Here is an 11970-nt window from a genome sequence, read left to right on the forward strand (position 1 = left end):
TCTGCCACCGGGGCGCAAGTGCGCTCCAGCCCCTGCTAGAAAACATTGACCCCAGGTCAGACCGTCGCGGATTGATGCCTGCGCTCCTACCGGCCTTCGAGGCCTGAATGTAATCGGCATACCGTGAGCTCAACCAATGTTGGCCAGAAGCCAAAGATGGCTTCCTCGAATAGGCCTTATACATAGATGCAACCGGGTAGCAGTGTTTGAAAAGCAGGTAGACAGTGGGGGCGAGTCCATACATAGGAGCGGGCTTGCCCGCGAAGGCGTCAGACCATTCAGCGATGCCCTTCAAGCAAATGCGTTTTCCTTCTCAGCCAGCACCAAACTATCAATCACATGCACGCTATACCCCTGCACATTCTTGGCGTGGTGTTTGGCCTGCGATGCCATCTCTGCCAACTGGCTCGCATCGAGTTGCCCACAGGCCTGTGGATGCAGATGCACCACGCCGATCGACAATGACAACAACGCAAACTCCTGCCGCACACCCTGACGGTTTGGGGCAATGAAGCAGCCGGCTTCCAGGTGTTCGCTGCGGTAGAAGCGTCGGCATTGGCTGTGGAAGTCGTCCAGCAACTGGTTCAAGCGTTTTCGCCAGTCTTGCGGGCCGAGCACCAGCAGGAAGTCGTCGCCGCCGATATGGCCGACGAAGTCGCGGGAAGGGTCGATGCGTTCATTCAGGCAGTGCGCCAGGCACAACAGGACTTCATCCCCACGGCCGTAGCCGTAGAGGTCGTTGAAGGGTTTGAAACTGTCGATGTCGACGTAACAGATCACCGACTCCCGTTCCTGTTGCAGCAAGCGCGTCAGGCATTGCTGGATCGGTACGTTGCCGGGCAACAGGGTCAGTGGGTTGGCGTAGCGGGCTTGCTGGATTTTCAGTTCGGTAATCAGCTTGAGTACATCAATGACCCGACCCAATCCCAGATAGCCGCCATTGAGGGTGATGATGAAGTCTTCTTCAATGCGTTGGCGCGCGCGGCTGGTGATCAGGCGGCTGACCTGTTGCAGTGACTGGCTCATTTCCACGGCGAGAAAGTCGTCGCTCATCAAGCGGCTGATCGGTTTGCGGGCGAACAGGTCGGTGGCAAACGGCTTGAGCAGGGCGTCTGAGAGCGAATGTCGGTGAACGATGCCGCAGGGCTGTCCTTGTTCGTCGAGCACCGCCAGGGAATTCAGGTTGGCCTGACGGCGGAAAGCTTCCAGCACGGTGGCGGTCGGTGTGTTGCGTGCCACGGCCGGTTGATCGTTGAGCAGTGGACTGAGATCGCTGGCTTCGTCATTCAGTGCCACGGCGCTGCTGTCGTGTTTGGGCATCATGTGGCGAGCATCCCGGGGCGGATATTCCTGAGGACGGCACAGCAGATAGCCCTGGACCAGATCAACGCCCATCTCGGTCAGCACCGCGAGCTCTTCTTGCAATTCAATGCCTTCGGCAATCACTTGAGCCCGCGAAGCTTTGGCGATTTGCAGGATCGAGCCAACAAACTCGCGTTTGAGCGCGTCCTGGTGAATGCCGTCGATAAAGTGTCGATCGATCTTCACGTAATCCGGGCGCAGTTCGGACCACAATCTCAAGCTTGAATACCCCGCGCCCAGATCATCCAGTGCAATGGAAAACCCCATCGCCCGATAGTGATGCAGCGCGTTTTGCAACAACTGGAAGTCGTCGGTCGGGGTCTGTTCGGTGAGTTCGATCACCACCTGGCTCGGCGCAATGCCGAAATCCTGCAGCAGTTGCAAGGTGCGACCGGGTTGGTGGGCAGCCTCAAGCAGCGATTCCGGGGAAACGTTGAGGAACAGTTTGCCCGGCAGTTGATGTTCGTTGAAACGTCGGCAAGCACTTTCACGACAAGCGATTTCCAGCTCGCTCAACCGACCGGCCTGGCGGGCCACCGAGAACAATGCGAGGGGCGCGTGCAGCGGGCTGTTCGAGGGACCACGGGTGAGGGCTTCATAGCCGACAATACGTCGCTCGGAGAGGGAAATGATCGGCTGGAACAGGCTGTGCAAACCGCTTTGAGCCAGTATGGAACTCAAGGCACTCAGCTGTTCTGTCGTGGTCATGGCAATCTCTGGGCGAAAAAAAGGACTGGGAGCAGACTCTTGTTAAAGAGGTGCTCCCAGTCCCTTATTTCACGACAGAACGATGACTGTTTGATGACGCTCCGGAGAGCGTCAGCATTAAATTGCCATCATCTTGCTTGTAACAACTTAGTGCTTGGCGACGGCGCTGTTGAGTTTCAGGTAGTCCAGCAGGATCCGACCGGCCTCGCTCAGATATGCATCGTCTTCTGGCTTGGTCTTGTCCGGCTCGGCCGCAATAGCGTCTTCGTCTTCTTTCTTCAGCTCTTTGAGCGGTTCTTCGCCTTTGGCCTTGCGACGGATGTTTTCCATCACCAGCTGTTTGGCTTCGATGTCGGTGTGCTGCGCCCGACGCTCCACTTCGTTGAGGCTGACGGTTTTTTCATCCATCAGCTTCTGTGCCAAGGCCAGCTTGTCGCGGATGAACACGAACTCCGCGTCTTTGGCCGAGCGTGCATCATGCTCGGACTTGAGCTGGGTGATGTACGGCTTGAACGGATCAACCGCAGGCTTGATGGCCGGCTTGATGGTGTCCCATGGCATGGCTTCCGGCAGGGCGCTTTCGCCGATTTCCTTGGTGTCGATGATCGACGGGTAATCGATGTCTGGCAGTACGCCCTGATGCTGGGTGCTCTGGCCGGAAACCCGGTAGAACTTGGCCAGGGTCAGTTTCAGTTCGCCATGGTTCAGCGGCTGAATGGTTTGCACGGTGCCTTTACCGAAAGTCTGGCCGCCGATGATCAACGCGCGGTGGTAATCCTGCATCGCGCCAGCAAAAATCTCCGAAGCCGAGGCGGACAAGCGGTTGACCAGCAACGCCATCGGACCTTTGTAGAAGGCGCCCGGGTTTTCATCTTCCAGTACATCGACGCGGCCATCGGCGTTACGCACCAGGACCGTAGGACCCTTGTCGATGAACAGACTGGTCAGCTCGGTGGCTTCCTGCAAGGAACCACCGCCGTTGTTGCGCAGGTCGATGACCACGCCGTCGACCTTGTCTTTCTGCAATTCGGTCAGCAGTTTCTTGACGTCGCGCGTAGTGCTCTTGTAGTCCGGATCGCCGGCACGGAAAGCCTTGAAGTCGAGGTAGAAGGCCGGAATCTCGATGACGCCGAGCTTGTAGTCCTTGCCATCCTGTTTCAGGTTGAGGACCGACTTCTTCACCGCCTGATCTTCAAGCTTCACCGCTTCGCGGGTGATCGGCACGATTTTGGTGGTCTGGTCATTTGGCGCATTGCTGGCCGGAATGACTTCCAGGCGCACGACGGTGCCTTTCGGACCACGGATCAGTTTGACCACTTCGTCCAGGCGCCAGCCGACCACGTCGACCATCTCTTTGTTGCCTTGGGCAACGCCGATGATCTTGTCGGCAGGGGCAACCATTTTGGTCTTGTCGGCCGGGCCGGCAGGTACCAGACGCACGACTTTTACCTGGTCGTTATCGCTCTGCAACACGGCGCCGATGCCCTCCAGGGACAGGCTCATGTTGATGTCGAAGTTTTCCGCGTTGTCCGGCGACAGATAGTTGGTGTGCGGGTCGTAGGACATGGCGAAGGTGTTGATGTACGCCTGGAAGATGTCTTCCGCACGGGTCTGGTCCAGGCGCGCCAACTGGTTCTTGTAGCGCTTGATCAAGGTTTCCTGAATTTGCTTGGAGTCCTTGCCCGCGATCTTCTGCCGCAGCACTTCGTCCTTGACGCGTTTGCGCCACAGGTCGTTGAGTTCGGCGGTGGATTTGAGCCAAGGTGCGTCCTTGCGGTCGATCAGCAAGGTTTCCTTGGTGGTGAAGTCGATCTTGTCGACGCCTTTGTTCAACTCGGCAAGGGCGAAGTCCAGACGCGCCTTGACGCGGTCCAGGTAGCGCTTGTAGATGGTGAACCCGGCGTTCAGGTCGCCGCTTTTGAGGAAATCGTCAAACTCGGTTTTCCATTTGTCGAATTCGGCAATGTCACTGGCCATGAAGTAGCTGCGCGACGGGTCCAACAGCTTGAGATAGCTGTCGTAGATGATCACGGAGCGCGCGTCATCGAGCGGCGGCTTGCTGTAGTGATGGCGCTTGAGCAATTCGACGACGTTCAGACTGGCGATTACTTCGTCACGATCAGGCTGAAGCTTGTCCCAGCTATTGGCTGCAAACGTATTGGTCGATAACGGCAACAGGCCGATACCGATGAAGAGGGCTAGGGCGGTGCCAGGAAAAAAATGCTTCATGCTGATTCGACGCGGGGACAATTGATCACGCATATTAGGCCGTCTTTGAAGTCGCCGGATCCACGAGAACCGGTCGCATAATGCAAGAAAGCCCGGCGCTACAGATACGGGCTCAGTCCAGACTCACTATGGAGGCACTGTGAAAGCATTGCAAGGCGTTGAAGGTCGAGTGGAGTGGCTTGAAGAGCCCAGTCCTACATGTGATGTAGGACAAGTTCGTATCCGAGTGGCGGCAGCGGGACTCAATCGTGCCGATTTGTTACAGAAAGCGGGCCTCTATCCACCCCCGCCGGGAGCCAGTCAAGTACTGGGTCTTGAGTGTTCAGGGGTGATCAGCGAGGTAGGCGCGGGGTCTTCCTGGCAGGTCGGTGATCGAGTTTGCGCCTTGCTGGCCGGGGGCGGGATGGCCGAAGAGGTAGTTGTCGACGGACGGCATGTGTTGCCGGTTCCCGAAGGTCTGTCCTTGGTCGAGGCGGCCGCGTTGCCCGAAGTGTATGCGACCGTCTGGCTGAATCTGTTTCAGCTCGCTGCGCTCAAGCCGGGTGAGAAAGTTCTTCTGCACGCCGGAGCAAGTGGTATTGGTTCAGCAGCCATTCAGCTATGCAAGGCGTTTGGTAACCCGTGCTGGGTCAGCGTCGGTTCCGCTGAGCGTTTGGCTTACTGTGAAGCACTGGGCGCGCAGGGTGGGGTGGTACGCAAGGGCGGCCTGGACAGTTTGAATGATCTGGGGCCGTTCGATGTGATCCTCGACCCGGTAGGCGGCAACTACGCCGCGCTGAATCTGAAGCTGCTGACCCGTGATGGTCGTTGGGTGCTGATCGGCCTGATGGGGGGCCGTGAGGCGCAGCTGGATCTGGCGCAGGTGCTGGCCAAGCGCGTGCAACTGCTGGGCTCGACCCTGCGCAGCCGCGACGAGCAGTTCAAGGCGGATTTGTTCAGTGATCTAAGCCAGCATGTCTGGCCGTTGTTTGCCGAAGGACGCTTGAGCCCGCAACTGGCCAAGACGTTCCCGATCAAGGATGCCGAAGCGGCGTTTGCGGAGTTGGCGAGCAATACCGTCGCGGGAAAATTGGTATTGGTGATCGACGAAAGCCTGGTTTGACACACACCTGTAGGAGCATGGCTTGCCCGCGAAAGCGGTCTTCCAGCCGACATGTTTGGTGGCTGACACGCCGCCATCGCTGGCAAGCCAGGCTCCTACAGGGGGATATTTGTTATTTCCAGATATGGATCGGCCAGCCGGCTTTTTCGGCGTGCTCAAGCAGGACCGGGTCGGGGTTTACCACATGAGGGAAATCCACCTTCAGAAGTAGCGGTAAATCGTTACGTGAATCGGAATAAAAGCTCGCGCCTTCGAGGTTTTCCTCTTCCGCATCCAGCCATTCCAGCAGACGGGTGATCTTGCCTTCGCGGTAGGTCAGCGTGCCAACGGTGTGGCCGCTATACACCCCATGCGCGACTTCCAGTTCGATGCCGAGAATCTCGTCGATGCCCAGGCGTTCGGCAATCGGCCGCACCAGGTGCGTGCCGGACGCCGAGATAACCACAATCCTGTCGCCAGCCTTGCGGTGGGCGGCGATGGCTTTGGTGGCATCGCTGAAGATGATCGGCTCGATGAAGTCTTCAACCCATGGTCCGACCAGGTGATCGACCTCTTCAGGCGTCCTGCCGATCATCGGCTCGAGGCTGAACGCCATGTACTCTTCCATGCGCAACTTGCCGTGGCTGTAAGCGTCCATCAGCTCGTTGTTCTGACGCATGAACGACTCAGGGTCGACCCAGCCCAGGCGGCCCATTTGCTCGCTCCAGAGGGTGGCGCAGTCGCCGTGGATCAGGGTTTCATCCAGATCAAAAATTGCCAGGGCCATCAGTGCAGTTCTCTCTTTAACTTCAGCAAGGGCATCAGGCTACCTCACAGAGGGCCGTCGGATCGATGGAAAGTGCCAGGCGCTGACCATCGGGATGCAGGTCGGCCGCCGAGCGGTTCAGCACATCGACTACCAATTCCACGCCGCGGGCTTCGACCCGATAACGAATCACGTTGCCGAGCAAGCTGTGGCTGCGCACCTGGGCGTCCAATTGGCCGTTCAGGCTCAGCTCGATGGCTTCCGGGCGAATTGCAATGCGGTGGCTGATCGGTCGTTGCAGCAGCTTCGAAGCGCTGTCGGCGTCCAGCAGGTTGTAGTTACCGATGAAACCGGCGGCGAACACATCCACCGGCGCGGTGTACAGGGTTTCGGCGTCGCCGCTTTGTACGATCTTTCCCTGATTCATCAGGAAGATCCGGTCAGACATGGTCAGCGCTTCTTCCTGATCGTGTGTGACGAAAATCGTGGTCAGGCCCAGTTCGCGCTGGATCTGACGGATCTGTTCGCGCAAGTGCTTGCGAATCCGTGCGTCGAGGGCCGACAGCGGTTCATCCAGCAGTAACAGCCGTGGTCGCGTGACCAGCGAGCGGGCGAGGGCTACACGCTGGCACTGGCCGCCAGACAGTTGATGGGGAAAACGTGCGGCGAAGTCGTTCAGTTCCACCAGATTGAGCACTTCGGCAACGCGCCTTTGGCTGTCGTCGGCGTTGACCTTCTGCATCCGCAGGCCGAAGGCGATGTTTTGTTCCACGGTCATGTTCGGGAACAGTGCATAACTCTGAAAGACCATGCCGATCCCGCGTTTCTGCGGGCTCAATGGAACAAGGTCCTGACCCTCGAGCAGAATCTTGCCGCCGTCGACCGATGTCAGGCCGGCGATGCAACGCAACAGCGTGGATTTGCCGCAACCAGACGGGCCGAGCAGGGTGACGAACTCACCTTTCTGGATCTCGCAGTTGATGTCGCTGAATACCGTCGTACCTGAGTAGTTTTTCTGCAGGTGTTGGACGCTGACATAGCTCATTCGCTTTTGTCCTTGTTCAAGATATTGGCCGCCCAGGTCAGAACCAGCACAAAGAAGAAATAGGAAATCACCAGCGCACTGGTGAAGTGGCCGCTGCTGTTACGCATGTTATTGAGGTAGACCTGCAGGGTTTCGTAGCGGGTGCCGACGAGGATGTTGGCGAACACGAATTCCCCGAACAGGAACGAGAACGACAGCAGCAACGCCACCATCAAGCCCTTGCGCAGGTTCGGCAGCACCACCAGGAATGCCGCTTGCCAAGTGCTGGCGCCGAGCAGTTGTGCGGCGTCCATCAGGTCGCGCAGGTTGATCGCTTGCAGGTTGTTGGTGATCGCCCGGTACATGAACGGCAGCGCAATCGTGAAGTAGCAGCCAATCAGAATCCATGGCGTGCCGACCATCGCAATCGGTCCGGAACCGTAAAGCTGCAACAGCCCCACCGTCGACACTACCGGCGGCACCGCGAAGGGCAGCAGGATCAGAATGTTCATCAGCGCATCGAGTTTCGGGAAGTGGTAATGCACCACAAACAGCAGCGGCAGAATCAGCACCACCGACAAGATCAACGAGCCGACGCAGACCAGCAGCGACTGACCGAACGCACTGAGAAAGCGTGGGTCGCTCCACAGCTGGATGTACCACTTCAAGGTAAAACCGCTGGGCAGAATGGTCGCCGACCAACTGCTGGCGATCGAGTAGATCAGCGTCCCGAACAGTGGCAACAACAGAATGGCAAACAGCAGATACACCACCACGCGGTGGTAGACACCGACGGGGCCCAGTTCAGCGCGAGACATGGTAGCTCCTCTTCAACAGCAACTGATGCACGAGGGTCACCAGGGTCATCAATGCCACCAGCACCACCGCCAGGGCACTGGCGAGGTTCGGGTCCAGGGAAATATCGCCGGACACCATCGCCGCGATGCGGATGGTCATCACGTTGAAGTTGCCGGTGGTCAACGCGTAAACCGTCGCGTAAGCGCCAAGAGCGTTGGCCAGCAGGATCACGAACGTACCGAGCAACGCCGGTGTCAGTACCGGCAAGCCGATGTGCCGCCAGAACTGCCAGCCGTTGGCGCCGAGCAATTCGGCGGACTCGCGCCAGTCCTCGCGCAAGGCATCGAAAGCCGGGTAGAGCAGCAACACGCCGAGCGGAATCTGGAAGTAGGTGTAGAGAATAATCAGTCCGGTTTTCGAGTACAGGTTGAAATCCTGAATGATTCCGGCCTGTTTGAGCATGATGGTGAAGCTGCCGTTGAAGCCCAGCAGGATGATGAACGCGAAGGCCAGGGGCACGCCGGCGAAGTTGCTGGTCATGTTGGCGAAAGCATTGACGAAATTGCGCAGTTTCGAGTCGACCCGGCGCAGGGAGTAAGCACCCAGCACTGCGATAATGATCCCGAATACGCTGGACCAGAAACTGATCTCGAGGCTGTACTGGATCGCCTGCAAGTAGAATTTTGAATTGAAAATCTTGGTGAAGTTGGCCAGCCCCCAGCCGAATTCTTCCGATTGCAGACTGTTAATCATCACCCAGGACAGCGGGGCGATTTCGAACACGATAAAAAACAGGGTGAAGGGTACAAGGCACAAGGCTGCCAACCACTTCCCACGGGTATTCGAATTCACTTGAGCAGCTCCATGCACACAGGTTTGTCGTGGGCCACGCCCAGCAGTTCGCAGACCGTGCCGCAGATGTCGGTCTGTTTCGGCGTGGCGTCGGGGTTGAAACTGAATGCGTCACCGAGGACAAACAGCGGCACTTCGCGTTCTTCCGGCAACAGGCCGTTGTGGGAGCGGTCGTTGTTCATGCCGTGGTCGGCGGTCACCAGCACTTGATAGCCGGCGTCGAGCCAGGTACGCAGGTAGTCGGCCAGGATGATGTCGACCGTGCGGGCGCTGTTGCGGTATTGCGGGGTGTCGAGGCCGTGTTTGTGCCCGGCGTCGTCGATGTTCATCGGGTGGATCAATAGAAAATTCGGCGCATGACGCAGACGCAGACTTTCGGCATCGGCGAACAGGTGCGAATCCGGGTAGTGGTCGTTCCAGTAGAAGTGACCGTGCTGGATCGGCAGGGCTTCGTCGTCGGTGTGACGATCCCGTGCAGCCACAAACGGCGAACGGTTATACAGCTCGCTGACCCAGTGATACGCCGCGGCGGCGGTTGTAAGGCCGGCGTCCGTGGCGTAGTGGTAAATGCTGCGCTGGTTGGACAGGCGCGAGACGTTGTTGTGAACGATGCCGCTCTCGATGGGCGGGACGCCGGTGAGAATGCATTCGTAGAGTGGACGGGACAGGGACGGCAGTTCGCACTCCAGTTTGTAGAGCGCAGCGCGCCCTGCGCCGACGTAGGCCTGCAGGTGCCCCATGGTGTGGCGCGCGACTTCGTGGTTGAGACCGTCGAGCACGACAAGGATGACGTTGTGCTTCATAGAGGCAAAAACTCCGCGAAACAGTTATTTCAAATACGCAATCAATCCCCTGTGGGAGTGAGCCTGCTCGCGATAGCGGTATGACATTCAACATCTGCATCGAATGTTCAACCGCTATCGCGAGCAGGCTCGCTCCCACATTGGATTTCCCTTGGGTTATCCAATGTGGGGATTTACGACATCACTTCATTTCTACGATGACTTCTTCGTTCCACTTCTGAGGAAGGGCTTTGGAGGTCTTTTCCCATGCGTCGGCGTCTTTGATCGGCGTCACGTTTTTGTACTGCTCGTTAGGCAGCAGCTTGGATTTCACGTCTTCTGGCAGTTTGATGTGCTCGGCACGAATCGGACGCGCGTTGCCTTTTGCCAGGTTGATCTGGCCGGCGTCGCTGAAGATGTATTCGCGGGTCAGCTTGGCGGCGTTCGGGTTTTTCGCGTATTTGTTGATGATGGTGGTGTAGCCAGAGATCACCGAACCATCGGATGGAATCAGCACGACGTAGTCATCCGGATTGGCCATCTTGGCCTTGTAGCTCAGACCATTGAAGTCCCAGACCACACCGACTTCAATTTCACCCTTTTCCATGGTGGCAATCGTCGGGTTGGCCATCGACAGGCGACCCTGTTTGGCGATTTCTGCGAACAGTTTCAGGGCTGGATCAAGGTTTGCCTCGTTACCGCCATTGGCCAAAGCCGCCGCCAGTACACCGTTGGCCGCCTGGGCCGCGGTGCTCACGTCGCCGATGGAAACCTTGTATTTGCCACCCTTGAGGTCAGCCCATTTGGTGGGTGCTTCGGAACCGTGCAGCAGTTTTTTGTTGATGATAAACGCGATGGAGCCGGTGTAGGCCAGCGCCCAGTTGCCGTCCTTGTCCTTCGCCCAGGCCGGAACCTGATCCCAGGTGGTGGGCTTGTAAGGCTGCACCACGCCTTGCTTGACCGCGATCGGACCAAAGGCTGCGCCCACGTCACCAATGTCAGCGCTGGCGTTGTCTTTTTCAGCGGCGAACTTGGCGATTTCCTGGGCCGAGCTCATGTCGGTGTCGATGTGCTTGAGGCCGTAGGTTTTGGCCAGGTCTGCCCAGGTGCCTTTCCAGTTGGCCCAGTCATCGGGCATGCCGACGCTGTTGACTGCGCCTTCCGCTTTCGCAGCGGCTTCGAGGGTTTTCAAATCATCAGCCGCCATGGCGGCGGTGCACATGGCAATGGTCGAGCCTAACAGTGATGCCAGGAAAAGCTTTTTCATCCGAAGCTCCTTTGGGCGTTTTCAACGCTGCGATTGCGGTTGTGTTGGTCTAGGTCAGCAATACCTGAGCCAATTTAGGCGGGCTCGATGACACTTTCATGTCGGTGGTCGCCCGGCAGCACAGTTATTTGCCCGGTATTGGGCAGGTGCCCGGTAAGCGTAGACCATGGGTAAAGACCCCGTGAGCAAGGGACTTGGAGGATGTATTGCAGGGTTTGCGGCGACCGTGGAATGACCGTTGGGTTGCTTTGTCATCGATCAGTCATCTGCATTGCCTACGCTTGCAGGATGTCGATGAACCGGTTTTACCGCGCGGTTCTGCTCCGAAACAGCGCTGGTCTAGTCCAGATAGGTAACGTTGATGCGTGATGAGGCAACGAAAGCGGTGACGGCCATTGGTCAGGTCTTGCAGGAGCAGCTCGACCACGGTTTGTTGGCGTCCGGCAGCAAACTACCGGCCGAGCGCAAGCTCAGTGAGTTGTTCGGGACCACACGGATTACCGTGCGCGAGGCGTTGTTGCAGCTGGAAGCGCAGGGCCAGATTTATCGCGAAGAGCGCCGTGGCTGGTTCGTTTCGCCACCGCGCCTGGCCTATAACCTGATGCAGCGCAGTCACTTTCACGCAATGGTCAGCGCGCAGGGGCGTGTGCCGTCCACTGAAGTGATTTCGGCGCGGTTGCAACCCGCCTCAGCAGCGGTGTGCGCCTGGTTGCAGTTGCCGGCGCTGTCGAGCGTGATCCAGATTTGCCGCGCGCGGCGCATTGATGAGCGGCTGGTGTTGTACGTGGAGCACTATTTGAATCCGCAGTATTTTCCGGGGATTCTTGAGTTTGATTTGAATCAGTCGATCACCGAGTTGTACGCACGGCATTACGATTTGCACTACGGGCGGGTGCGTTTCGAAATAGTGCCGACGTCACTCTCGGCGGATGCGGCCGCCGCGTTACGGGTGTCGGTGGGCAGCCCGGGGCTGCGCATTGCCCGGGTCAACTACGATCAGCATGAGCGGCTGATCGACTGTGACCTGGAGTTCTGGCGGCATGATGCGATTCATGTCGGTGTGGATGTGGTCTAGCTCGCAGAAAACCGAGTCGCCGCCAT

10 protein-coding genes are annotated in these 11970 nt (G+C 58.0%); 2 read left to right on the top strand and 8 right to left on the bottom strand.

Annotation, left to right across the window (positions count from 1 at the left end; translation table 11 throughout):
• Positions 1-291 precede the first annotated feature (291 nt).
• Positions 292-2070 (bottom strand): bifunctional diguanylate cyclase/phosphodiesterase, encoded by a 1779-nt coding sequence (locus AC1DWM_RS26035; protein ID WP_477796508.1) that lies wholly within the window; start codon positions 2068-2070, stop codon positions 292-294.
• A 147-nt stretch (positions 2071-2217) separates the two neighbouring features.
• Positions 2218-4299, bottom strand: a complete 2082-nt coding sequence (locus tag AC1DWM_RS26040; protein ID WP_452627565.1) for a carboxy terminal-processing peptidase — start codon at positions 4297-4299, stop codon at positions 2218-2220.
• Positions 4300-4438: 139 nt separating this feature from the next.
• Here AC1DWM_RS26040 and AC1DWM_RS26045 point away from each other — a divergent pair, with 139 nt between their 5' ends.
• Positions 4439-5401 (top strand): zinc-binding dehydrogenase, encoded by a 963-nt coding sequence (locus AC1DWM_RS26045; RefSeq protein WP_477796509.1) that lies wholly within the window; start codon positions 4439-4441, stop codon positions 5399-5401.
• A gap of 112 nt (positions 5402-5513) precedes the next feature.
• Here AC1DWM_RS26045 and AC1DWM_RS26050 read toward each other — a convergent pair whose 3' ends face one another.
• The 6 genes from AC1DWM_RS26050 to AC1DWM_RS26075 all read right to left on the bottom strand — a co-directional run bounded on the left by AC1DWM_RS26050 (position 5514) and on the right by AC1DWM_RS26075 (position 10869).
• Positions 5514-6167 (bottom strand): HAD family hydrolase, encoded by a 654-nt coding sequence (locus tag AC1DWM_RS26050; RefSeq protein ID WP_223513977.1) that lies wholly within the window; start codon positions 6165-6167, stop codon positions 5514-5516.
• Between the two features lie 34 nt (positions 6168-6201).
• Complete coding sequence (locus AC1DWM_RS26055; RefSeq protein ID WP_223513974.1) at positions 6202-7191, bottom strand: ABC transporter ATP-binding protein; 990 nt, start codon at positions 7189-7191, stop codon at positions 6202-6204.
• Positions 7188-7988, bottom strand: coding sequence for an ABC transporter permease (locus tag AC1DWM_RS26060; RefSeq protein ID WP_477796510.1), 801 nt, complete (start codon positions 7986-7988; stop codon positions 7188-7190). Before AC1DWM_RS26060 ends, AC1DWM_RS26055 begins: the two co-directional genes overlap by 4 nt.
• Entirely contained in the window at positions 7975-8820 is an 846-nt protein-coding gene (locus AC1DWM_RS26065; RefSeq protein WP_223513968.1) for an ABC transporter permease, read from the bottom strand. The genes AC1DWM_RS26060 and AC1DWM_RS26065 overlap by 14 nt, the downstream gene beginning before the upstream one ends.
• On the bottom strand, positions 8817-9623 hold the full coding sequence (locus AC1DWM_RS26070) for an alkaline phosphatase family protein (protein ID WP_223513965.1): 807 nt from the start codon (positions 9621-9623) through the stop codon (positions 8817-8819). The genes AC1DWM_RS26065 and AC1DWM_RS26070 overlap by 4 nt, the downstream gene beginning before the upstream one ends.
• A gap of 181 nt (positions 9624-9804) precedes the next feature.
• Positions 9805-10869: an ABC transporter substrate-binding protein gene (locus tag AC1DWM_RS26075; RefSeq protein ID WP_223513964.1), complete on the bottom strand. Its 1065-nt coding sequence runs from the start codon at positions 10867-10869 to the stop codon at positions 9805-9807.
• 361 nt (positions 10870-11230) lie between these two features.
• Between AC1DWM_RS26075 and AC1DWM_RS26080 the strand changes: the two genes are divergently transcribed.
• Positions 11231-11944 carry a UTRA domain-containing protein gene (locus tag AC1DWM_RS26080; RefSeq protein ID WP_223513962.1) on the top strand — a complete coding sequence of 238 codons (714 nt, stop codon included), beginning with the start codon at positions 11231-11233 and terminating at the stop codon, positions 11942-11944.
• Positions 11945-11970 lie beyond the last annotated feature (26 nt).

The sequence above is a fragment of the Pseudomonas sp. P4_C8 genome, from assembly GCF_056401975.1.